Source organism: Vulgatibacter incomptus, assembly GCF_001263175.1.
Classification (GTDB): Bacteria; Myxococcota; Myxococcia; order Myxococcales; family Vulgatibacteraceae; genus Vulgatibacter; species Vulgatibacter incomptus.
On the sequence record NZ_CP012332.1, the window covers coordinates 1784763 to 1808057 of the forward strand.

At 66.9% G+C, this 23295-nt stretch carries 17 protein-coding genes, 2 tRNA genes and 1 pseudogene; 6 read left to right on the forward strand and 14 right to left on the reverse strand.

Features of this window, described 5'->3' with window-relative positions; all coding sequences use genetic code 11:
- Positions 1-17: 17 nt before the first annotated feature.
- From purD to AKJ08_RS07350, 5 genes are all read right to left on the reverse strand, one after another.
- Positions 18-1289 (reverse strand): phosphoribosylamine--glycine ligase, encoded by a 1272-nt coding sequence (gene purD / locus AKJ08_RS07330; protein ID WP_050725468.1) that lies wholly within the window; start codon positions 1287-1289, stop codon positions 18-20.
- 12 nt (positions 1290-1301) lie between these two features.
- Positions 1302-2876, reverse strand: coding sequence for a bifunctional phosphoribosylaminoimidazolecarboxamide formyltransferase/IMP cyclohydrolase (purH, locus tag AKJ08_RS07335; RefSeq protein ID WP_050725469.1), 1575 nt, complete (start codon positions 2874-2876; stop codon positions 1302-1304).
- Between the two features lie 131 nt (positions 2877-3007).
- On the reverse strand, positions 3008-3472 hold the full coding sequence (locus tag AKJ08_RS07340; RefSeq protein ID WP_082342856.1) for a sigma factor-like helix-turn-helix DNA-binding protein: 465 nt from the start codon (positions 3470-3472) through the stop codon (positions 3008-3010).
- The gene (locus tag AKJ08_RS07345) at positions 3469-4008 is read right to left on the reverse strand and encodes a MerR family transcriptional regulator (RefSeq protein WP_050725470.1); all 540 of its coding nucleotides are present in this window, start codon (positions 4006-4008) and stop codon (positions 3469-3471) included. The genes AKJ08_RS07340 and AKJ08_RS07345 overlap by 4 nt, the downstream gene beginning before the upstream one ends.
- 234 nt (positions 4009-4242) lie before the next feature.
- Positions 4243-6207, reverse strand: a complete 1965-nt coding sequence (locus AKJ08_RS07350; protein ID WP_050725471.1) for a serine/threonine-protein kinase — start codon at positions 6205-6207, stop codon at positions 4243-4245.
- Positions 6208-6399: 192 nt separating this feature from the next.
- Here AKJ08_RS07350 and dnaK point away from each other — a divergent pair, with 192 nt between their 5' ends.
- On the forward strand, positions 6400-8310 hold the full coding sequence (gene dnaK, locus AKJ08_RS07355; RefSeq protein WP_050725472.1) for a molecular chaperone DnaK: 1911 nt from the start codon (positions 6400-6402) through the stop codon (positions 8308-8310).
- On the opposite strand, the gene AKJ08_RS07360 is transcribed toward dnaK, so the two are convergent.
- The 5 genes from AKJ08_RS07360 to AKJ08_RS07380 all read right to left on the reverse strand — a co-directional run bounded on the left by AKJ08_RS07360 (position 8311) and on the right by AKJ08_RS07380 (position 12336).
- On the reverse strand, positions 8311-8949 hold the full coding sequence (locus tag AKJ08_RS07360; RefSeq protein WP_050725473.1) for a hypothetical protein: 639 nt from the start codon (positions 8947-8949) through the stop codon (positions 8311-8313).
- A gap of 19 nt (positions 8950-8968) precedes the next feature.
- Positions 8969-9736 carry a DUF3108 domain-containing protein gene (locus AKJ08_RS07365; protein ID WP_205624785.1) on the reverse strand — a complete coding sequence of 256 codons (768 nt, stop codon included), beginning with the start codon at positions 9734-9736 and terminating at the stop codon, positions 8969-8971.
- A 150-nt stretch (positions 9737-9886) separates the two neighbouring features.
- On the reverse strand, positions 9887-10864 hold the full coding sequence (locus tag AKJ08_RS07370) for a myxosortase-dependent metalloprotease, MXAN_2677/MXAN_2678 family (RefSeq protein ID WP_082342859.1): 978 nt from the start codon (positions 10862-10864) through the stop codon (positions 9887-9889).
- Positions 10865-10879: 15 nt separating this feature from the next.
- On the reverse strand, positions 10880-11788 hold the full coding sequence (locus tag AKJ08_RS07375; protein WP_050725476.1) for a myxosortase-dependent metalloprotease, MXAN_2677/MXAN_2678 family: 909 nt from the start codon (positions 11786-11788) through the stop codon (positions 10880-10882).
- Positions 11785-12336, reverse strand: a complete 552-nt coding sequence (locus AKJ08_RS07380) for a hypothetical protein (RefSeq protein WP_050725477.1) — start codon at positions 12334-12336, stop codon at positions 11785-11787. Before AKJ08_RS07380 ends, AKJ08_RS07375 begins: the two co-directional genes overlap by 4 nt.
- Positions 12337-12503: 167 nt before the next feature.
- Here AKJ08_RS07380 and gltX point away from each other — a divergent pair, with 167 nt between their 5' ends.
- From gltX to AKJ08_RS07405, 5 genes are all read left to right on the forward strand, one after another.
- Entirely contained in the window at positions 12504-13916 is a 1413-nt protein-coding gene (gene gltX / locus AKJ08_RS07385) for a glutamate--tRNA ligase (protein ID WP_050725478.1), read from the forward strand.
- 188 nt (positions 13917-14104) lie between these two features.
- Positions 14105-14178 (forward strand) — tRNA-Gln (locus AKJ08_RS07390).
- A 119-nt stretch (positions 14179-14297) separates the two neighbouring features.
- A tRNA-Glu gene (locus AKJ08_RS07395) sits at positions 14298-14372 on the forward strand.
- Between the two features lie 115 nt (positions 14373-14487).
- Positions 14488-16191, forward strand: coding sequence for a sensor histidine kinase (locus AKJ08_RS07400; protein WP_050725479.1), 1704 nt, complete (start codon positions 14488-14490; stop codon positions 16189-16191).
- Positions 16188-17573 carry a sigma-54-dependent transcriptional regulator gene (locus tag AKJ08_RS07405; protein ID WP_050725480.1) on the forward strand — a complete coding sequence of 462 codons (1386 nt, stop codon included), beginning with the start codon at positions 16188-16190 and terminating at the stop codon, positions 17571-17573. Before AKJ08_RS07400 ends, AKJ08_RS07405 begins: the two co-directional genes overlap by 4 nt.
- A gap of 577 nt (positions 17574-18150) precedes the next feature.
- Here AKJ08_RS07405 and AKJ08_RS07410 read toward each other — a convergent pair.
- The 4 genes and pseudogenes from AKJ08_RS07410 to AKJ08_RS18525 form a co-directional block, all read right to left on the reverse strand.
- Complete coding sequence (locus AKJ08_RS07410; RefSeq protein ID WP_050725481.1) at positions 18151-19839, reverse strand: coiled-coil domain-containing protein; 1689 nt, start codon at positions 19837-19839, stop codon at positions 18151-18153.
- Positions 19836-20978, reverse strand: a complete 1143-nt coding sequence (locus AKJ08_RS18520; RefSeq protein WP_082342861.1) for a dsDNA nuclease domain-containing protein — start codon at positions 20976-20978, stop codon at positions 19836-19838. Before AKJ08_RS18520 ends, AKJ08_RS07410 begins: the two co-directional genes overlap by 4 nt.
- A 525-nt stretch (positions 20979-21503) precedes the next feature.
- A pseudogene (locus tag AKJ08_RS07415) lies at positions 21504-22589 on the reverse strand (IS5 family transposase).
- A gap of 93 nt (positions 22590-22682) precedes the next feature.
- Complete coding sequence (locus tag AKJ08_RS18525; RefSeq protein ID WP_082342862.1) at positions 22683-23159, reverse strand: HNH endonuclease; 477 nt, start codon at positions 23157-23159, stop codon at positions 22683-22685.
- Positions 23160-23295 lie beyond the last annotated feature (136 nt).

Genomic DNA, 23295 nt, shown 5'->3' on the forward strand with positions numbered 1-23295 from the left:
GCCGGCCGCTGTTGTTCTTAGCGCCCCAGGGCCCGCTTCCCGATGTCCCGCCGGAACTGGGCTCCGGCGAAGTCGATCTTCGAGCAGGCTTCGTACACCCGCGCACGGGCTTCTGCGACAGACGGGGCCTTGGCCGTCACCCCGAGGACCCTGCCCCCGGCCGTGACGATCTCGCCGCCCTTCGCCGTGGTGCCGGCGTGGAAGACGAACGCCCCCTCCCCTGCCTCCTCGAGGCCCGAGATGGGATCGCCGGTGCGGACCGTGCCGGGATAGCCCGCCGCCGCCATCACCACGGTGAGGGCGATCTCCGGCGAGAAGCGAAGCTCGATCCCGCTCAGATCGCCCTTCGCCGCAGCGAGGAGGACCTCGAGGAGATCGCTCTCCAGGCGAAACAGGATCGGCTGGGTCTCGGGATCGCCGAGGCGGGCGTTGAACTCGATGACCTTCGGGCCCTTCGCGGTGAGCATCAGCCCGGCGTAGAGCGCGCCGCGGAACGGACGCCCTTCCTTCGCGAGCTGCCGCACGGCCGGGCCGATGACCTCCTCCCGAACCCGGGCGAGGATCGCGTCGTCCACGGCAGGCGTCGGCGAGTACGCGCCCATCCCGCCGGTGTTCGGCCCCTGGTCCCCGTCGAAGATCCGCTTGTGATCCTGGGCCGCGTCGAGGAGCACATAGCGCTCGCCGTCCACCAGGGCGATGAGGCTCGCCTCCTCGCCTTCGAGCTTCTCCTCGATCACCACCCGGGCGCCGGCGGCGCCGAAGGCCCGGTCGACCATCATCTCGTCGATGGCCGCGGCGGACTCCTCGGGGGAGTCGCAGACCACCACGCCCTTGCCGGCGGCGAGGCCGTCCGCCTTCACCGCCACCTTGCCGCCCATCCCGGCGGCGAAGACCTTGGCGGCATCGGGGTCCTCGAATACGCCGAACGCGGCGGTGGGGATCCCCGCCCGCTCCATCAGCCCCTTCGCGAAGGCCTTGGACGCCTCGACCTCCGCGGCGGCCTTCGACGGGCCGAAGCAGGGGATCCCTTCGAGCGCGAGGGCGTCTGCGAGGCCGAGCGAGAGCGGCTTCTCCGGTCCGACCACCACCAGGTCGACGCCCTCGCTCCGGGCCAGGGCGACGAGGCCCGCCACGTCCTCTGCGGCGACTGCGGCGAGCTCCGTCTTCGGGAGCCCCGCGATCCCGGGGTTCCCGGGCGCGGCGATCAGCCTCGAGAGCGCCGGGCTCTGTACCAGCTTCCAACACAGCGCGTGCTCGCGCCCGCCGCCTCCGACGACCAGGACCTTCATGCTCGAAACCTCTTAGTGGCGGAAGTGGCGCATGCCGGTGAGCAGCATCGAGATGCCCCGCTCGTCGGCGGCCGCGATGATCTCCGCGTCCTTCACCGAGCCACCGGGCTGGATCACGCAGGTCGCGCCTGCGTCGGCGATCTCGTCGAGGCCGTCGCGGAACGGGAAGAAGGCGTCCGACGCGACCGAGCTGCCCTGGAGGGGGAAGCGGCTCTTCATCCGGGCGATCTTCACGGAGTCCACGCGGGAGGTCTGGCCGGCACCCGCGGTGAGCATCCGATCCGGCGCGCCGAAGACGATGGCGTTGCTCTTCACGTGCTTGCAGACCTTCCAAGCGAAGAGCGCGGCCCGGACCTCGTCCGCAGTCGGCGCGCGCTTGGTGACGAGCTTCAGGCCCGCCTCGGAGACCTCGCCGAGGTCGCGATCCTGCACGAGGAGCCCGCCGACCATCGAGCGGAGCTCCTTGCCGGAGCGGATCCAGGAGGAGCGCGGCTGGCCCAGGAGGGGATCCGCGAGGAGGCGGAGGTTCTTCTTCTCCGCGAGGACGGCCCGCGCCTCGTCGTCGTACGACGGCGCGATCACGCACTCGAGGAAGATCGCCTTGAGCGCCTCGGCGGCCTTGCGATCCACCGGGCGGTTCAGCGCCACGATGCCGCCGAAGGCGGAGACCGGATCGATCTCTCGGGCGCGATCGAAGGCCTCGGCCGGGTCGGCGGCGGTGGCCACGCCGCAGGGATTATTGTGCTTGATGATCACACAAGCCGGCTCGTCGAACTCCTTCACACAGGCGAGGGCCGACTCGAGATCGAGCAGGTTGTTGTAGGAGAGCTCCTTGCCGCCGAGGACCTCGGCCCAGGCGATCGAGGGCTCCTTCGGCGCGGGCTCCACACGGTAGAAGGCGCCGCCCTGGTGCGGGTTCTCGCCGTAGCGCAGCACCCGGCCCCCGACGCCGATCGCCCCCACGAAGGAGGAGAAGGCCGGCGCGGGCGCGTCTTCCTCGGCCGGCAGGCCGCCGAGGTACTCGGAGATCGCCGCGTCGTACGCCGCCGTATGGGCGAAGGCCTTTCGCATCAGCGACCGCCGGGTGTTGGGCGAGAGCTTGCCCTCGTCCTGGAGCTCACCGAGCACGCCGTCGTAGTCGGAGGGATCCACGACCACGCCCACGTGGGCGGAGTTCTTCGCCGACGCCCGGATCATCGCGGGTCCGCCGATGTCGATCTCCTCCACGCACGCGGCGAAGGGAGCGCCCTTCGCCACCGTCTCGCGGAAGGGATAGAGGTTCACCACCACGAGCTCGATCGGCGTGATCCCCTGTGCCTCGAGCTCCGCCCGGTCACTCTCGAGCTCGAGCCGAGCGAGGATTCCGCCGTGGATCTTCGGGTGGAGCGTCTTCACCCGGCCGCCCAGGATCTCGGGGGCGCCCGTCACCTCGGCCACCGGGATCACCGGGAGGCCCGCGTCCTTCAGCGCCTTGGCCGTTCCGCCGGTCGAGATCAGCTCGAAGCCGAGGGAGGAGAGGCCCTTCGCGAAGGGAACGAGGTTCGACTTGTCGGAAACGGAGAGGAGCGCTCGCCTCGAGCCGGCCATGGGGATGCCTCCAAGGAAATTCGCGCCAGCCCTTACCAGCAATCGCCGGCAGGCCGCAACGGCGGATCCCTGGAAATCTCCCCGCCCCCGCGTAGGCCAGCGAAGGGCGCGTCAAAGTCAGAGGAGGTGGGTCAGTCGAAGTCGTCGCCGGCGACGACGCGGAGCTTGTGGAGGCCCCGGCTCTCCACCTGGCGGATCCGCTCCCGGGTCAGGTTCATGATCACCCCGACCTCCTCGAGCGTGATCCCGCCCCGATCGGCCACGTCGAGGGCGCAAGTCTCCTCGAGTTCCCAGACCTCCTTGTCCGGGAAGTTCAGCTTCACGGAACCGGTCTCGGGGTTGACGTCCAGATAGAGGTGGTGCTTGCACGAGACGAAGAGGCAGGGCCTCGGGGCGTCCGCGCAGTCCGCGCGGGAGCGCGGGCGATCGTCGTCGAGGGCCGACTCCTCGGGATCGAGGAGGCCGGCTTCGCGCCGCTTTCGCAGGTCCCGGGCCATCTCCTTACGGGACATCGTCTTCGAGCGACTTCGGACCGCCGATTCTACGGCGACCCCCGGGCCGGCCTCTGCCGGGATCTTCTCTTCTAGCTTGCTCATCTTCCCACCCCGTTTCGTTTCGATTCCCGACCTGCGTTTCGCGCCGTGACGATCCGGCTCGCGAGCCGCTCGAGTCGGGTGGTGAGGCGAGTCGAGGCTTTCGTCACGTCCTTCAGCTCCTGTTCGAGTCGCGTCCGCTGGGCCTCGGAGACGGCCGCGCCCGAGAGCGCGCGCGCCAGCTCCTGCCCGAGTGCGCCGAGGCTCTCCTCGGCGACGTCCAGTTCGCCGCGGAGGAAAAGGAAGCTGCCGCGGATCTCTTCGAGGGTCATGCCCTCCGCCATCATGGCCTTGATCGCGTTCAGGCGTCGGACAATCGACGCGGGATAGACGCCGCGGCTCCCCCGGTTCTTTCCCTTTCGCCCGACGCGACGGCTCCGCGGCAGCAGCCCGGCCTGCACGTACTTGCGAAACGTGCCCTCGCTCAGCTGCGCCCCACGGGACTGGAAGAGCTCCACCACCTGACGGGCGGACACGCCGGCCGCATCGAACTCCCGCTCGATCTCGCTCAGCTCTTCGTTCGTCAGGAGAGGGGTCATGAGTTTGGCCTTCTCTTGAATGTCCCCTTTTCAGTGGAGTAGCGTCAATGGAAACCACTGAATGGAGACTAGGAGCCTGTGGGAAAGCCCTTCCGCCCCGCGGATGCGGTGCGGGCGATCGGCGCGACCAACGGGGATCGCTCGAGCGCGAAGCTGAGGGGGGAGTGCCGGACGCCTTCGGCAGAGGAAGGGTGGAAGCCTGGGGTGTTGCGGTCGGCTACTCTCGGTAGCGCCCTAGCGGCCGCCGACGCACGGGAGCGGATTCCTCGTCGCGCCCACCAGCTCGAAGACTCCCGAGGCGTCGAAGAGCAGCGCGCGGCGGGATCCCGACTCGATCTTCAGCCGCACCGTGCAACCTCCCGGCCGATCGGCGCGGGCGAAGGTCACGGTGCGGAGGCCGGGCTCCACCGAGACGGTCGTGGGCGCGAAGACGCGGAGCTCGAGCCGGCCTCGTCCCTCGACCGAGGCGCTGGCCCCGTCGAGCCCGCGGGCCGAGAGCAGGAGCTCGCCCGGAGCGGCAGGCTTTGGACGTGCTGCAGGCGGAGCCGGCGACTTCAACGGGTGGACCGATGCACGGTTTGCAGCGAGGGGTGCGTGTGCCTCCGCGGGGGCCTTGGAGGGCTCGGTTGCGACGGCCTCCGCCACGAGGGCGGGTTCGGGCGGGGAAACAGCGTCCGCCTGGAGGGCTGGCTCGGGCGCGTGGGCCACGCCCGCCTCTGCCGCAGGGGCTGGCTCGGTCCCGAGAACGCCGTCCGCGGCCATTTTCGCCGAATCGGGAGCGCTCGGCTCCGGGGAAACCTCCTCCGCGGATCCCTCGACGCGCTCGCTCTCCTTGTCGATCGCCGGATCGAGCGGAGGCGGGTCGCGCAGGACGAGTCCGAGGACCGCGGCGACCGCAAGGGCCGTCACCGCTCCCGCCGCCAGCACTGGCCATCGGCGCCTGGTGACCGGGCGCTCGGGCGCGGCTTCGGCGCGGGCAGGCGGCGGCGTTTCCGTTGCACGGGCCTTCAGCGCCTTGGTCTGCACGTCGGCGGACGGCTTCCGGCGGCGCTCGGGAACCACCGTCTCCGCCCCTGAGTCGACGGCAGGGGCAGGCGCGGCCTCCGCCGGTTCCGCCGGTTCCGCAGGCGGCGAGAGGCCGTCGAGCGCGATGTCCGTGCCCTCCCCTTCCCCCGCCCCCGCCCCCGCGAGCTCGGCGACGAGGCCCAGCTGCCGCGGGCCCACGGCGGGCGTCTCGAACACCGAGGTGCCCGAGGCGAGCCGGCGCTGGAGCTCGGCGAGGTCGATCTCGGACTGCGAGCGCACCAGGCGGAAGGTGAGATCCGCAAGCTCCCGCGCCGCCCGGCTGCTGTCGGGCCTGTCGGCCGGCTCGCGGGCGAGGAGGCGCATCACGAGCTCGTCCACGCTCGAGGGCACCTCCGGCGCGAACCAGGAAGGCGGGAGGATCTCCTTCTCGAGGACCTGCATCAGCACCGCGCCGTCCGACTGCCCGTCGAAGAGCGGCGCGCAGGTGAGGCACTCCCAGAGGACGACGCCGAGGGCAAAGACGTCCGCGCGCCCGTCCACCTCCTGGCCGCGGATCTGCTCCGGCGCCATGTAGGCGCACTTCCCCCGCACCCGCCCCGGCTGCGTCACGTGGGAGCGCATCGCCGCCTTCGCAATCCCGAAGTCCGCGAGCTTGACCTCGCCCTCCCGGGACACGAGGACGTTCTGGGGAGACACGTCCCGATGGACGATGCCGAGGGCCTTGCCGTCCGGGCCGGCGAGCCGATGGGCGTAGCCGAGGGCCTTGCCGAGCTCCGCGGCGACCTGGAGGCTCGGGGCCAGGCCCAGGCGCTCGCCCTTCGCCCGGACGATCTTCAGGAGCGCCGCGAGGGTCCTCCCCCTCACCAGCTCCATGGCGATGAAGTGGGTCCCCTCTTCTTGGCCGAAATCAAAGGTCTGGACGATGTTGGCGTGGTTGAGCCGGGCGGAGAGCCTCGCCTCGTCGAGGAACATCGCGGTGAACTGCGGGTCCTCCGCCAGCTCCTGGCGGATCACCTTGACCGCGACCTCCTTCTCGAACCCTCCGGCGACCGAGAGCGACGCGCGATACACGCTCGCCATGCCGCCGCCGCCCACCCTCTCGAGGAGGGTGTAGCGTCCAAACGCGGCAGGCAGCGACGCCCCGAAGGCGACGGCGATCGAGTCGGGTCGCAAGGATCCTTCTCTCCCCGTGGAGACTGACTTCGCTTTGCGTGACCGACGACCTTAGCACACCGTCGCCTGGTCGCCAGTTTGCCGCCCCTGCCCTCCGATCCGGCCAATCAGCTCCAGCGCGTTGACAAGTCCTCCGCCGCTCTTAAGGTAGCCCGCGAAACGGCCTACGAGGCTCCAAACCTGCGAGGAACAATGGGAAAGGTCATCGGCATCGATCTCGGGACGACGAACTCCTGCGTCGCCGTCATGGAGGGCAAGGAAGCCACCGTGATCGCGAACGAGGAGGGCCATCGCGTCACGCCGTCCGTGGTCGCATTCGGGAAGGACGACGAGGTTCTCGTCGGCCAGGTGGCGCGCCGCCAGGCGATCACCAACCCCGAGAACACGCTCTACTCCGTGAAGCGGTTCATGGGCCGCAAGTTCGACGAGGTCGCCTCCGAGGCCGACCGCATGCCGTTCAAGGTCGCCCGCGGCCCCAACGGTGACGTCGCGATCGACTCCCGCGGCAAGAGCCTCACCCCGCCCGAGGTCAGCGCCCGCATCCTCCAGAAGCTGAAGCGCGCCGCCGAGCAGTACCTGGGCGAGACGGTCACCGAGGCGGTGATCACCGTCCCCGCGTACTTCAACGACGCCCAGCGCCAGGCCACCAAGGACGCCGGCCGCATCGCTGGCCTCGACGTGAAGCGCATCGTCAACGAGCCCACGGCCGCCGCCCTGGCCTACGGCCTCGACGCCAAGAAGAGCGAGCTCATCGCCGTCTACGACTTCGGCGGCGGCACGTTCGACATCTCGGTCCTCGAGGTGGGCGAGAACGTGGTCGAGGTGATCGCCACCAACGGCGACACCCACCTCGGCGGCGACGACGTCGACGACCGGGTGATGGCCCACCTGATCGCCGAGTTCAAGAAGGACACCGGCATCGACGTCTCCAAGGACAAGATGGTCCTCCAGCGCCTCAAGGAGGCGGCGGAGAAGGCCAAGATCGAGCTCTCGTCCACGATGGAGACCGAGGTCAACCTCCCCTTCCTCACGGCCGACCAGACCGGCCCCAAGCACCTGAGCATCCGGATCACGCGGGCGAAGCTCGAGCAGCTCGTCGAGGACCTGATCGCGCGGACCATGGAGCCCGTGCGCCGGGCGCTCGCCGACGCGGGCAAGAAGCCCTCCGACATCGACGAGGTCGTGATGGTCGGCGGCTCCACCCGCATGCCCAAGGTGCAGGAGACGGTGAAGGCCTTCTTCGGCAAGGAGCCGAACCGCAGCGTCAACCCCGACGAGGTGGTCGCCGTCGGCGCGGCGGTCCAGGCCGGCGTGCTCTCCGGCGAGGTGAAGGACCTCCTCCTCCTCGACGTGACCCCGCTCTCCCTCGGCATCGAGACCCAGGGCGGCGTCTTCACCCGGCTGATCCCGCGCAACACCACGATCCCCACCCGGCGCAGCGAGGTCTTCTCCACCGCCGCCGACAGCCAGACCACGGTGGAGGTCCACGTGCTCCAGGGCGAGCGCGAGATGGCGGGGGGCAACAAGACCCTCGGCCGCTTCCACCTCGACGGGATCCCGTCGGCGCCCCGCGGCGTCCCGCAGATCGAGGTCACCTTCGACATCGACGCCAACGGCATCGTCCACGTCTCCGCCAAGGACAAGGCCACCAACAAGGAGCAGAAGATCACGCTCAGCTCCTCTTCGGGCATGTCCAAGGACGAAGTCGAGCGCGCCGTCGCCGACGCCGCCTCCCACGAGGAGGAGGACAAGAAGCGCAAGGAGGAGATCGAGGTCCGGAACCGCGCCGACTCGATGGCCTACCAGACCGAGAAGCTCCTGAACGAGTCCAAGGACAAGCTCCCCGCCGAGCTCTCGGCGGAGGTCGGCACCAAGCTGGCCGCGCTGAAGGAGACCCTCGAGCGCAACGCTCCCGCCGCCGACCTCGAGAAGGCGATGAGCGAGCTCACCGCGATCCAGCACAAGCTGGCCGAGGAGCTCTACAAGACGGTCGGCGCCGAAGGCCCCGCCAACACCGTGGCCCAGGACGAGCCTGCCGCGAAGGGCGGCACGAACGACGGCGTGGTCGACGCCGAGTTCGAGGAGACGCGTGAGGCGCGGTAGTCAGCCCCTCGCCGCCACACGAGGCGGCGAGTCTTTCGCCGGGCGGCCCGACGAGGGTTGCCCGGTGAATGGCGAGGCCGGATCGGAGCTTGGCTCCGTTTCGGCCTCGTCGCGTTTCGGCGTGCGGGTCGGCTCCTGCTCCCGCAGCTCACGAAGCCTTCGACGACGGGCGACCGCCAGGATCCCCGCGGCGGCAGCGAGGCCGGCGAGTACACCGGGGACCGAGATCGGGTTCGGCTCCGATTCCGGAACGCTTGCAGGAACGACGGCGGCGGACGGAACGACGCCCACGCCCGCCTCGAGGCTCGCGACGCGACCCGCCACGGAGACGAACCGTGCCCCGGAGGTGCTTCGCCTCGCGAGGAAGAACGCGGACCGGTCCCCCACCTGCCAGGCGTCCGCTGCGTCGGGATTCCAGAAGGTGAGCGCGCCGGCGCGCTCGAGCCCCTGGAGCTGCCGATCGATGGCGATGGTGGTGAGCGCCCCGCCCCCGTCGTCCGCCTCGCCCACCTGGATCACCTGGCCGAGGAGCACCAGGTCCGCCTGCGACGAGAGACGCTCGAAGGGCGTCGCCGAGGCACCGGCGGCGCCGCCGAAAACGAGCATCAGCAGGGAAAGGAAGAGACCCGGGAATCGCATCGGGCCCTCCAGGCTCGCGCTACTTCGCGGCGAGCTCGCCCTTCGCCGTACCGACCGCTCCAGTGAGCTTGGCCTCGAGGGTCCCCACCGGCGCCGCAGCGCTCAGCTTCACCGGGATCCTGCGGGCGTCCGTGGTCAACCAGACGGTCGCCGCCACGGTCGCGTCGGCCTCCTGCTGCTCCAGGATGTCGAGCTTCACCGGCGAGGCCTCGAAGGTCCCGGCGGGCGTGGTCACGGTCTCGGGCACGCCGGTGACGGCGCGCACCGTGATCGGCTTGCCCTTGCGCATGGAGCGGAACTCGACGGTCTGGCCGGGCTCGTTCGAAAGCTTCGAGCGCAGCAGGTAGAGGCCCGAGAGAGCGTCCTGCACGTCGCCGAGGCCGTCGTCGAAGTGGACTTCCTTCTCCTCGCGCTTCCCCTCCTCGAGGGTGCGCTCGCGGACGTTGCCCGACGCCGCGTCGAACTTCAGCTCGCGGCGACGCATGCCGCCCCGCTTCTCGGAGGTGAATCGGCAGAGCGACGGGGCGAGCCCGCCATCCACCGAGCACATCGCCTCCTGCCGCATCCCCAGGAGCGAATCCGAGGCGCCCACCGTCCGGCCATCGGCGGAGAACCGGAACCCGCCATCCGTTCCAGCATCCACCTTCAGCTTCGCCTCGGCCGTACGGATCCCGAGGAGACTCACGTCGTAGGAGAGCTGCTCACCGGCGACGAACGGGAAACTCCCCGCCGCCGGTGCCGACTTCGCGGTCGCGCCGGGCGACGTGGTCCTCCCCCCGGAAGCCACGCTGGCCGAAGCCAGCCCCGAAGCCGCGAGAGGTCCCGCCGCAACCGCCATCACAAAAACCCATTTCCTCACGACGCCCTGGCCTTCCCCACTCCCCGATGAATGGAACGCCAACCTGCCATCCAGCATCCACCATTCCCCAAGCTCCGTTCAACCCGCCCCCGGTTCCAGGCCCCCGCAGGGGCGGCGGTCGCCCCTTCTCCGTCGGGGCGGCGGTCGCCGGGGCCAGAGGCGGATCGCAGCGGCCAGGGCAAGGAGCCCGATCAGCGAGGCCCCGCCCTGGCCTCCGCAGGAGCAGCCATCCTGCGCACCGACGGGCCGGGTCCCGGAGGCCGAATTGCAGACCGAGGTAGGGCCACCCCTCGGATAAATCGCGCAGATCGCCTCGTTCTCGTCGTCCGACAGGCTCCGCTTGGCCGTCTCGCCGCGCCCCGCGGACGCGTACATCGTGGCGTGCGGATCGGGGGAGTGGTCGAGCCCGATGAAGTGGCCGATCTCGTGGGTGGCGGTGTTCTGCACGTCGGTGGACACACACGGGGGCCGCTGAATCGCGGTGCAGATCGGGGAGTCCACGTCGGTGAAGTCGAAATCGCCGGCGTTGAACTCGATGTCGGCGTGGAGGATCTCGCCGGTCTTGTCCCGAAAGGTCGTGGTCGTGACCGCGATCACCGCCGAGTCATAGCTCCAGCAGCCGAGCGCCGCGCAGCCTCCAGTGGTCCAGCAGGGATCGTCCGCGGGGACCTTCTGACCACAGGCCGCCGGCCGGAACACCAGGAGGTTGTGGTTCGGCCCCTTGCGCTCGTAGCCGGTGGCGCCGGACGCGATGCGGCCCTGGTCATGGAAGACGACGTCGGTGCACGCGACCTCCTGCCAGGTGGCGAACGACCGGGCGAGGGCCACGTGGGTTCGCTCGGGCCCGATGGAGGGCGCGCCCTCTGCCTGCATGCTCCAGTCGAGGTCCCGGACGTTCCAGAAGAGACAGAGATCCGTCCCTGGAACCACGCTGCGTACGAATGCGTGGGCGGGGCTCAACCAGAAGCACGCGATCAACGCCGGGAGCCAGACCCCACTCCGTACCGCCGTGCCCCCGCCCCCCGAACGCGGAGACCCGCCCCCCCGATCCCCCATCCCGCCCTCCCCGACCTACACCCTTCGAGCCTCCTTCCCGCGCGCGAGGCGGATGATCGCCGCCGCCGCGAAGAGGAGCCCGAAGAGATCCGTCGCGCCGCCCGCCGACGAGCACCCGACGGTGCTCGCGTTGCTGCGCGATCGGCCGGTGCCGCACTCGGCGTCGTCGCGGTGCGTGCCGCAGGTGCGCGTCGCCCGCCCCGAGGGATAGATGGCGCAGAGCGCGTCGAGGTCGTCCTTGCCGAGCACGCGCTTGCTCGTCTCCCCGATGGCCGCGCTCGGATACATGGAGGCGTCGGCGAATCGGCTGTGATCCAGGCCGATGAAGTGGCCGATCTCGTGAACGAGCGTGTTCTGCAGATCCATCGAGACGCAGCCGCGCTCGTCCGTCTTCTTGCAGGCCGGCCCGTCGACCGCCGTGAAGCGGAACGAGGCCGCGTTGAACTCGACGTCCGCGTCTTTGATCTCGCCCGTGCAGCTCGAGTAGGTGACGGTCGTCACGGCGATGAGCGCGTCGTCGAAGTCCCAGCAGTCGTGCTGGGCCGCGCAGCTCCCCTTCTTGAGGCAAGGGTCGCCCGGGGAGACGACGTCGGCGCAGCGCGCGTCGCGGAAGAGGATCGTGTTCGAGTTCGATCCACCCTGCGAATAGCCCACCGACCGCGGGACCGACGACTGCTCGGAGAACGAGAGGTCCGTGCAGCCCTGGCTCTCCCACGCCCGGAACGACGCGCGGAAGGCCGCGAGGCTCTCATTGGTGGAGAGGGGCCCACCCAGGGGCGAGGCGGGTGCCCAGGAGAGGCGGCGCTCCGGCCAGGAGAGGCAGATGCCGTAGCCGGGGACCGTGGACTGCTGCCATGCCGCAGCCGGCAGCGCGATGCCGCCCGCGACGAGCGCCACCAGGAAGGCGAGAAGGGATCGGGTCATGGTCTGACCGCCCTTACCTTTGCCTGGAGCTTGCCCACGGGCACGGGCTCGCGGAGCGGCGACTCCACGGGCTTCAGCGTCCCCGGCTCGACGAGCTCGAGGCCCGAGAGCTGCTGGACCGCGAGCTCGTTCCCCGCCGAATCCACCTGCACCGAGAGCTTGCCCTGGGCCATGCCCACGATGCTCGAGACCTTTCGGGACGTGCCGAGGCGGCGAAGGAAGACGACCGCGTCCTCCCCGACCTCGAAGCTGGGCGCGCCCATCACCTTCTGGTCGATCCCGTCGAGGGAGCCGCCGGGCACCTGAATCTCCAGGGTGGACCCCGGGTTTCCCTTCCACGCCTCCGAGACCTCGAGGGTCACCACCGTGTAGACCCGCTTCCCGTCCGGGGTGAACCTCGACTCGGTGGCCTTCACCTTCCCGCGGACGACGGTGTCCGAACGCTGCGTGAGCGCGTCCACCGAGAGGGGAAGCATCAGCGACGCGCCGGCCGGAACAGCGGCGAGAAGGAGCCCGAGAAGGACCAGTTGCAGGAGTCGTCGTGCCAATCGGGCCTCCGAGGGAGCCGTCCTTGGGCCGGTCGATGCGGGAACCATGCCGGGCTCTCCGGCACCTCGTCGATCGAGCCGAACCGGGGCGGACGATAGCACGGGAAAGGCGTGCGCGGCCGCAGGCGACCTGCTAAATCGGGCCCAATTCCATAGAGGTAGAATCCATGTCCGACAAGCCTCGCGTCCGATTCGCCCCCTCCCCCACGGGGTATCTCCACATCGGCGGCGCCCGCACCGCCCTCTTCAACTGGCTCTACGCCCGTCACAACGGAGGAACCTTCGTCCTCCGGATCGAGGACACGGACAAGGAGCGGAGCACCGACGAGAACACGGCGGCGATCCTCGAGGGTCTGCGCTGGCTCGGCCTCGACTGGGACGAGGGCCCCGACGCGGGCGGCCCCCACACGCCCTACTTCCAGTCGCAGCGCGGTGACCTCTACCGGGGCTACATCCAGCGCCTCCTCGACGAGGGCAAGGCCTACCCCTGCTACTGCACCGCCGAGGAGCTCGAGGCGAAGAAGGCGGCTGCCCAGGCGGAGAAGCGCCAGTACCGCTACGACCGCACCTGCCGCGACCGCACGGATCGGCCCGACCTGCCCCACACCGTGCGCCTCAAGGTGCCCCTCACCGGCACCACCGGCTTCGACGACCTGGTCTACGGCCGGATCGAGGTGGCGAACGAGAACCTGCAGGACTGGATCATCGCCCGGACCGACGGCTCCCCCATCTACAACTTCGTCGTGGTCATCGACGACATCGAGATGGGCATCAACCTCGTGATGCGGGGTGAGGACGGCCTCAACAACACGCAGCCGCAGCTCACCCTCTACCAGGCCCTCGGCGTCACGCCCCCCCGCTTCGCCCACCTGCCCTTCATCCTCGGTCAGGATCGCTCGAAGCTCAGCAAGCGCCACGGGCCGGTCTCGGTGACCAAGTATCGGGACGAGGGCTTCCTCCCCGAGGCGATGGTGAACTTCCTCGCCCGCATCGGCTGGAGCCACGGGGATCAGGAGCTCTTCACCCGCGACGAGCTGATCGAGAAGTTCTCCGTGGAGGCCGTCGGCAACACCGCCGGTGTGTTCCCCGCGGACAAGCTCGTGTGGATCAACCACGAGCGGATCAAGTCGATGGCGCCGTCCGACCTCGCCAGCCGCGTGGCCCCGTTCGTCGCCAGCGCAGAGCTCCCGGAGCTGCCCCGCGAGAAGCTCGAGGAGGTCTGCAGGCTCCAGCAGGAGCGCGCCAAGACCCTCGTCGAGCTCGTGGACATCTCCCGCTACTTCTTCGTCCGGGTCCAGCCCGAGGAGAAGGCGGCGGCCAAGTTCCTCACCGGCCCCTCGCTCGACTACCTGCGCGAGGCCCGCGAGGCGATCGCGTCGGCGGCGGGCCTGGACGAGGGAAACCTTGGCCCTGCCTTCACCGCCCTGGCCGAGAAGCACGCCGTGGGCCTCGGCAAGATCGCCCAGCCCCTGCGCGTCGCCCTCACCGGCGGAACGGCCTCGCCGGGGATCTACGACGTGATCGGCCTGCTGGGTCGCGAGGAATCGCTCGCCCGGATCGACGCCGTCCTTCCCGCGTAAGACGCGTCTGCGAGCGGGTTTCCGCCGCCTGTAGCGGGGCGGCGGAGAAAAAGTGACGAGTGCCGAATCTTTCCCGTTGACCGGAAACGCGGCCTCGCCTAAACACCCTCTCGTCGTCGCGGCGGCACCGACCAACGGCGAGGAAGACTCCTCACCCGGTCAGTGTTCACCACGAAAGCGAGTCCCGTTGGGGGATCGTCTAACGGCAGGACGTATGACTCTGACTCATACTATCTAGGTTCGAATCCTAGTCCCCCAACCAGATTCCCAAGCGGTCCACGAAGTAAAAAGGACCGCTTGACAGCAAAGGGAAGCGGAAGTAGAAGCCTCCCCCACAGACGGTCAACGAAGGGGAAACCCCGAGTTACCAAAATGATGTGTGGCCCGTTCGTCTAGCGGTTAGGACGTCGGCCTCTCACGCCGAAAGCATGGGTTCGATTCCCGTACGGGTCACCACCAGTAGTTGAAGGGCCAGCCAGTGAGAGGCTGGCCCTTCTTTTTTTCAGCGTACCAATCGCTTCGGAAGCCTGCGAGTCTGGCACTTGTTTCCTTGTGCTCAGGAGGCCCGAACTTGGAAATCCAGGCAACGCTCTCCGGATCGCGGGGACGGGACGGCGGCTCCACCCCGGCCCGTGCCGAGCGGATGGCCTGGCTGGTGCGGCTGCGCTGGACCGCGCTCAGCGGCGTCCTCTTCGCCGCCCTCCTCGCCCCCTTCCTCGGGATCGACCGGATCAACGTCCCGGTCCTCTTGGGCGCCGTCGCGGCGGGGGCCCTCTACAACGCCTACCTCGTCCTCGATCTGCGGGAGCACCCGGACCGGACCTGGGACCCCTTTTCCCAGGCGGTGGCGGACTTCGGCGCCCTGACCGTCGTCCTCTGGGCCTCGGGCGGCGTCCGCAACCCCTTCATCTCGCTGTACTTCGTCCACGTGCTCCTGGTGAGCGTGCTCTCCGGCAGGAGGGCCGCCCTCGCGGCCTCCGCGGTCGCGCTCCTCTGCGCCGGGCTGCTCGTGGCGGCCGACGCCGTTCCCTTCCTCCGGATCTCCTCCTTCACGGTCGATCCGAATCTCTCCGGGCTGCTCGACACGTCGGCCTTCGTGGTCACGCTCCTCGCCGCGGCCTACGTGGCCAACCGCGCCGCGAGCGAGCTGGAGCTGCGGCGGCGGGAGGCCAAGGTCCTCCGCCGCGCCCAGGAGCGGGACGCCGAGATCCTGCTCGCCGCCCTCGACCGGCTCGAGGTGGGCGTCGAGATCCTCCAGCCGGACGGCAGCCCCACCTTCCGAAACCGCCACCTCCTCGAGGGCAGCGCCCTCTCCCCTGCTTGCCCGCGGCACTCCCAGGCGTGCGAGACGTCCGGCACCGGATGCCCAGTGGACGAGGCGCGTGACGGGCGGAGCGGCTCGTGCCGCTTCTCGAGGATCGACGCGGGCGGGCGCGAGCGCGTCATCGAGCTCCTCTCCTTCCCCCTCTCCGACGATCTGCCGGCCCCCGTGCTGCGCCTCCACCTCGACCGGACCGAGAGCGTCCTCGCCGAGCGGAAGCTCCTCTTCGCCGAGCGCCTGGCCAGCCTGGGACGGACCGTCCAGGCCGTCGCCCACGAGCTCAACACGCCCCTCGCCACCATCCAGACCCTCGCCGCCGACATGCGAGCCGCCCTGGAGAGCGCGCCTCCCGAGGCCGCGGAGCTCGCGAAGGATCTGGACGAGTCCGCCCTCGTGATCCTCGACGAGATGAGGCGCTGCCGGGCCATCACCCAGGATCTCCTCGCCGGCCGGGAGCAGCTCAACGGAGGCGCCGCCAGCGGCCCTGCCAACGTCGCCGCTGCCGTGCGCCGCGCCTCCACCCTGGTCTTCGGGACCAGCGCATCAAGGAATCGCCTCGTCCTCGATCCGGCCCTCGATCGGATCTCGGTCTGGATGGGCCCCGACTCCCTCGTGCAGGTCTTCGTGAACCTGCTCCAGAACGCCGCCGACGTCATCGCGGCGCGCGCCGACGCCAAGGTGAAGGTCCACGGCCTCGCCCGCGACGGGCGCGTCTCGATCTTCGTCGACGACGAGGGCCCCGGCCTGCCGCCGGGCGCCAAGGACCGGGTCTTCGAGGCCTTCTACACCACCAAGCCGCCGGGAAAGGGCACCGGGCTGGGCCTCTACACCGCCCTCAGCCTCGTCCGTGAAGCCGGCGGCGAGCTCGCCCTCGGGCCCGCCCCCGGAGGCGGCGCTCGCGCGACCCTCGAGCTGCCGACCCTCCCGCCGCGCGCAGCAGGTATCGACGAATGACCGAACTTCGCCCCCGCATCCTCGTCGCCGACGACGACGCCGCCTTCCGCCTCGCCATGTCCAAGGCCCTCGGCCGCCTGCGCTTCCAGGTGGAGGAGGCCTCCAGCGGCGAAGAGGCCGTCGCCGCGCTCCGCGCAGGCCGCTCCGATGTGGCTTTGTTGGACCTCCAGCTCGGCGACCTCGACGGCCTCGAGGTGCTCCGCCGCGCCAAGGGGAGCCCCACCCGCGTCATCGTCGTCACCGGTCACGGCACCATCGCCGCCGCCGTCGAGGCCATGCGCCTCGGCGCCGTCAACTTCGTCCAGAAGCCCGTCGACGCCCCTGCCCTCCTCCCGCTCCTCGAGGACGCCGCCGCCATCCGCCCCGAGGCGCCGGAAGCGGCCACCACCGACGCCGCTGCGCTCGGCATGGCGGGCAGCAGCGCCGCCCTCGAGAAGATCCGCGGCCGAATCCGGAAGGCGGCGCCCACCGACGAGACCGTACTAGTCACCGGCGAGAGCGGCGCCGGCAAGGAGCTCATCGCGCGGGCGCTCCACCAGGAGAGCACCCGGGCCTCCGGGCCCTTCGTCGCGATCAACTGCGCGCAGGCCCACCGGGATCTCTTCGATGCCGAGCTCTTTGGATATGTGAGGGGCGCCTTCACCGGCGCGAGCCAGGATCGCCCTGGCCTCTTCCGCGAGGCCGCCGGCGGATCGCTCTTCCTCGACGAGGTGGGCGAGCTGCCCCTCACCGCCCAGGCAAAGCTCCTCCGGGTGCTCGAGACCCGCACCGTGAGGCCCGTGGGCGGCACGCGGGAGGTGCCCATCGACGTCCGTGTCATCGCCGCCACCAACCGCGACCTCGCCGCCGAGGTGCGCTCCGGGGCCTTCCGCGAGGACCTCTTCTTCCGCTTGAACGTGCTCTCGATCGAGGTCGTCCCCCTGCGCGAGAGGCGCGAGGACATCGAGCCCATCGCGCGGCACCTCCTCGGCCGGATGCGCAAGGAAGGCGGCCGCGAGCTGGCGCTGGACCCCGACGCTCTCGCCGAGCTGTTGCGCTACGACTGGCCGGGCAACGTGCGCGAGCTGGCCAACGTGCTCAAGCGCTCCGCCATCTTCGCCCAGGGCGCTACCATCCCCGCCGACGAGGTACGAGAGGCAATCGGCGCCTCGATCTTCGGGCACCCGGAGGCGAGGGCCGCACGCGAAGCGCCGCCGCCCCGCGAAGCCCACGAGGCGGACTCAGACCTCACCCTCGCCGACCTCGAGAAGCGCCACATCCTCGATACCTTCGAGCGGATGGGCGAGAACGTGACGCGGACTGCCCAGGCTCTCGGGATCGACCGGCGCACGCTGCAGCGCAAGCTGAAGAGCTTTGGCCGAGAGACCGCCGACGAGGGTTGAGCTCGCTTCTTCGCGGCTATTAGACGCCGCACCTCATCTAGGGTTGGTGTCCACAAAGGGGGAGCAGGGCGACTGTAGCGCAGGAGCCCTCCTTCGCCCGGTCGCGAAAACCCGAGGGCTGACCCGCGCCATACGTGGCGGATCGATTTCGGTTCTATCCCATCGCCGCATAGCTCCCGCAGCAATCAGGCACCGGCAGAGCATTCAAAGACCCGAGGTTGACCTACGAGTGGGCCGGCAGTGGGGAGCCAGCTCTTGCAAGAGCCATTATCGCAGACGCCCAAAGGCACACCGTCCTTCGCAGCCAAAACAGTCGGAGAATAGGGCAAACGGCGCCTGCAGACTACAAACTCAACTGCCAAATAAATTAACAATAAATCAATATACAATCAGCCAATATCAGCAGGCAAAGAATCTCCATTGCCCGAGATTACAAGATCGCCGATGAAAACCAGTTTTGCTCCTTCACCGAGACGGCGCAATCGGCGTCAGGAAGGATGAATACTTCTTGAGAGTTCAACCAAAAGGGGCCAGTAGTCGGAGTCCGGGACTAAGGCTCGAACGATGCTGGAGCCGATCAACTAAAGATGGACCTGAGCATTGGGCCGATCTCCTCAAACACCGAATCATACTCCGCCACAGACAGGACTTCATACTTTCTCTCCAACTCAATTCGCAGTCCACCGAAATCCACGTCGCAATCATCGACAAGTCCCATGATAAGCTGAGAGTCCTTGGGTCTATTTCGCTGAATAAAACTCAGCATTGACCTCAGATTCTCAGGATCCTGCTCCTGCTGATTGACGGTGTCAATAACGACAGGAAAGAACGAGTGACTCTCTTTTTCCCTTATCATCTTCAGAATTGAAAACACGTACGCAAGAACCAGGCGCGGCCCGTCGCTACCGGTGCCAGAAACAGAGCCGGCAACGCTCTTGTACGTGTGCTCGGGGACCGAGTGGACATTGAGCTCGAACAGGTGACTACGCATGTGCTCCAGATACCGTTCATTCAGCTTCCTCTGTCGCTTAGTATCAGTAAGAGCATTCCGTTCGAGTGTCGCTTGGCGAAGGCCCTCCTCGATCTCTGTCACCATTGTCTGAAGCACCGAAAGATCTTCGGTGATTATAGTTTGAACCTCGCGACGTCCCTCGTTGCGGATTAACTCCTGTAGCGTCACCTCCCCTTGTTTGGCCGAAAGCAGGGCCATTGTCTCTTCGAAAATGGACCGATGGGAGTCAAGATTCGACTGAATTGAGATTCGCTCCTTTTCGATGCCATCGAGATCAATTTCCAACTGCTCTTTAAGCTGAATGCACCGGTCTTCGTCAATCGCGATAGAAAAAAGCTCGACGAAGCCATTGTCGTGCTCAACTCCGCAGGTAGGACAGGCTATGGTCTCTGGCAACCTTGCGGAATACTCAAAATCACGATGAAGCTCGGCCTGCGAAACCTCCAGCATCTGCTGTTGCGTCCGAATTGCCGTCGCTCGCAACTCGCAATCAACCAGTTGATTTCTGAACTCTTCCTCCTTTGTCTTGATTTCGTTACATCGGGACAAGAGATCTTGAATCTCTGCCCTATACTCATCAAGATTGACGTTGAAGCTTCCGACCCTCAACCGAACGCCAACCTGAGACTGTATGCCTTGTAGCGCATCTCGCTTTTGTCGAGGCTCTTCAACAAGGGAGTTCAATCGCGCGATCTCGCCGTTGGCTTCATAGTATTCATCAGGCTTGAGTCCCGAATGATACTGCGCGACTTGGACGCGAGGGTTCCGGAACTGGTTGAGGTTCGCGAACGAATTCCAGGGAGCTCCCCAGCCCGTATCCTGATCGATATAGAACGGCAGAAAGAGAAAGGCGGGCGTGGCGCCGAGCGGCCTTTTCGATTGGTCGATCAACTGGAGGTTGAAGTTGAACGCTTTTGCGATGAATGGTGCAAGTCCAGCCGTCACCGACTTAAAACGGCCCAAAAACTGCATGTCGCCAGAAAACAATCCAAACGTCGACTTACTCCGAACGATCGCATACGAGAGTCCGTCGATGTCGAATTTGAGCATGGCAATTGGATCGGCCATCTTCCACTTGTTGCTGATTTTTCCTGGCTCTGCACCCAGCGCCCAGTAGAGTGACTTAATCAGTGACGACTTACCGGTGTCGTTCTTCCCTGTCAGGAGCGTCGCGCTTGGGTGGAAGCTCACTCGGCGCGCCTTTTTTTCCACCATCGAGAGGAGGCTGAGCTCGCGGAACTTGCAGTCTTTCATGCGTTTGCTTTCTGAGACTTCTGATTAGAGTCCTTGTTCCCGGCGACCTCAGCATCTTGATAGACCTCAAACAGGATTGCTGCAACGAGCTCCTGATGGCTGTATCCAGCGGGCTTCTGTGGGAAGTCATTTGCGATTTCGACTGCCATCGCATGTAGCCCAGAGTCCGGGTTTTGGACCTGATGGTTTCCCGCCCGTTCGCGGATTCTATGGCCCATTTTGCGAAGATCCGGACGATCCGATCTTACTGACAGCGCATAATGGCGCCGCCAGTTTTTTTTAATTATCTCAAGCTGCGCCCACGGCACCTTCTCCATTTGAAGCTGTTTGATGCATTCCGCCAAGCCATGATCTCGGGTCAAAGGAAGAGAACCGAGAATCATTGCCTCGAACTGTTCCCGAGTGATCGCGCGGCATCTGAGCAAGTCTTCGAAGGATGAGAAATTGCCTTCATAATTGCTTCGCCGCCTGATTTCCGCCGAGATCGTCTTAAAGAATGCCACATGGCCTTCCTTGAACCCCCTAGTCTCAGCAAACTTGACGACTCGGCCGAGGGTATGTGTCTCATGGTCCCCAACCGAAAGAACGGTCATTTCGAATGATGTCGAATCTTCGGCGGTTGAGATGTCAGCACCCAGTTCGGTCAGCAGTTTAGAGCGGAAGGCGCTTTTCTCGTCGTCGGACAGGCTCAGGAATTGAATTTTGGTCAACTCCGTAGCTTTCGATCCGTTAGGAAGCTTAAGGGCGAAAGTCTTGTCGGACACGAAAACGAGGTGTTTCAACTTTTCCTGAAAGCGAAGTCCGTTAGTAAATAGGCGACCAAGAATCGATGGTTTGAGGCCTTTGGCACCTTTCACTCTCCGAATTAGCCTTGTGTTGGTCCAGGGAGCGCTGCTTGTTTTGACCTGGTAGAGCGAAATGGTGGACGGACTGGATGACGAGTCGACGACTGCAACATCCTCGAAGTGTTCAAGAAGCAATGCGTAGTCGGCGTCGGCTGAATGCAGGTCAATGAGAAGGCATAGGGCCCACGATTTCTGGAAGTCGTACCGATTGCTTCCGCGGGCTCCGCTCTGATCGGGCGGGCATTCGCCGACTAGCAAGTCTTTTAGGTCCCCTACGCTTGGCCCTGAGATCACGCGACCTCCCCCGAATTTTCCGAGAGCTGCCGAACCGAAGGAGCTCCCAAGACTATTTGGTCTTGAGTGTACCGATGTTTTAAGCGTCGCGAAAGTCTTCTTCCTTGGCGTGAGTTCCCATCAGTCGGCGTGTGGAGGAAAGGGGCTCTCATCACATGTTCATGGGAGTGTGGGCTTGAGCCGCCCTCATGGACACCGACCGAGAGTCAGGTAGAGTGTCGAACATGGGCGATCAGTAGAGGAAGAGGCGGCTACGGAGGCAGTTCTCCGATGACGGGCGGGGGCCGCCCGCCTCGTCGTCGAGAAGGGCTAGTCGGTTTCGCAGGTGTCTAGAGACCTAGCAGGTTGCTGATGAACTCGATTCTCGAGCACTCCGCCGCCTGAGCCCCTCCTCGAGCTCAGGGAGGCGGATGATGAAACTGTGGACCTCGCGTGCCTGGGGCGCAGGATGCGGGTCGAGCCATGAGAGCAACGAGGGCGAGGCCTCGTTGAAGGCGCGCCTCCACTCCAGGATCCTCGCCGTTTTCATGCTGCGCTCCAAATCAGCAGCGACATTCGCAGCAGGTTGTAGGCCGCTCCTGTGAAGTAGGCGCAGAGTTGGGTGCGGGCGACCCCGCGATAACGCGTCTTCCGGAGCCCTCCGACGGTCTTCATCCAGCCGAGAATCTCCTCGACCTTTTTCCTGCAACGGTGGCTGTGGAGGTAGCCGACCTGTCGCGCGAGCCGAGCGTCCACGCTGAAGTGCCGGCGCTTGCGAGCCACATGCGGCACGACGCCCTCGACGTAGACGTCGCGCACGAAATCAGCGGCGTCGTAGCCTCGATCGGCGCCCAACGTTGCGGGGGAGAACCCGCTCTCCCGTTGGCGCTTCAGCATCCGAAGTGCCTCGCGGCGCTCGGCGCGGCCGTCCGCCTGCGAGATCGAGATGTCGAGGCAGAGGCCGTTTCGGTTCTCCATGAGCACGTGCCCGGACAGCGCGAGCTTCGCCTCCTGGCCCATGCCCTTGCGTGCGAGGCGAGCCTCCGGATCGGTGGAGGACTCGTGGGTCTGGTTGCTGCGCCTTTCCCCGTGGAAATCGACCGGCGGGTTGCCCGGATCGTCCGGCGGCTCGACGTCCTTCCCGCCCTATTTCTTGAAGCTCTTCATGGACGCCCACGCCTCGATGAGCGTGCCGTCGACAGTGAAGTGCTCGGCGGAGATCAGCCCCGCGTCTTTCGCCTGGCGAACCACGCCCTCGAAGAAGAGGCGCGCGACATCGGCCTTGATCAGCCGCTCCTTGTTCTTCGAGAAGGTCGAGGCATCGAAGCTCTCCTCGGTCATCCCCATGTCGAGGAAGAATCGGAACATCAGGTCGTAGTCGAGGCGCTCGCAGAACTGGCGCTCGCTTCGGACACTGAAGAGCGCGATGAGCAGGCACGACTTGAGGATGGTCTCCGGAGGGATCGACGGGCGGCCGGTGCCGCCGTACATGGACTCGAAGACGGGCGAGAGGCGCTCCAACTCGCGGTCGGCCAGCAGCTTGATCCGTCGGATCGGGTGGTCCTTGGGAACCCGCTGGTCGGGTCCGACCAGGGTGAGCATCGAGGCCTGTCGTTCAACCTTGCCGCGCATCGCATCCTCCACGAAGAGGCGCGATTCTACGCAGGCGCTCAGGAGCGGTCGATCCGTCCGGGGGCTCCCGGCGCTGGTTTTTTCAGCAGCCTGCTAGAAGCTTGCGTACAGCCGCCCCACGGCATCGCCTCCCTCGGCGGCGTCGTGTAGCAGACGGTGGCAGGTGCGGCAGACGGCAACCGCGTTTGGGACCGTATCGCGCCCATCGTTCGCGAGCCAGCGTAGGTGATGGACTTCAAGGTTAGGATCGCCATCGGCTCGCTTGAACGGTGTAGGGTTGCCGCAGCACTCGCACCTGCCTGCCGCCTCGCGGAGAACCCATGCCAGGACCTGCGGCGAGCGAAGAAGTTGCTCGGACGGCGGGGCTGCGATCTTCGCCGGGAATGCCTGGCCGATCGACTGCAACGGAGGAGGCGGCTGCTTTAGTAAATCACTCGCCGACGCCGTCATCTCGCCGGGATCTAAGGTGGGTTCGGCGCTCTCGGTGGACCAGCCGCGCGTCTCGCCATGGACCTTGATGAAGGGCAGCAGCGCCTGCTGTTTGTTCGAGTGCGGCTTGTAGCGCTTCACCCACGGCCAGCCCAACTCGTGCGGTAACGAAGAGATGTCCTAGAACTTGAAATCGACCAGGCCCTTGCTTCGGCGATGCAGCGCGCCTGGTCGGTTCTCCGCTTCGGTCTATTCGTTGGTGCCCACGGTTCCTCGT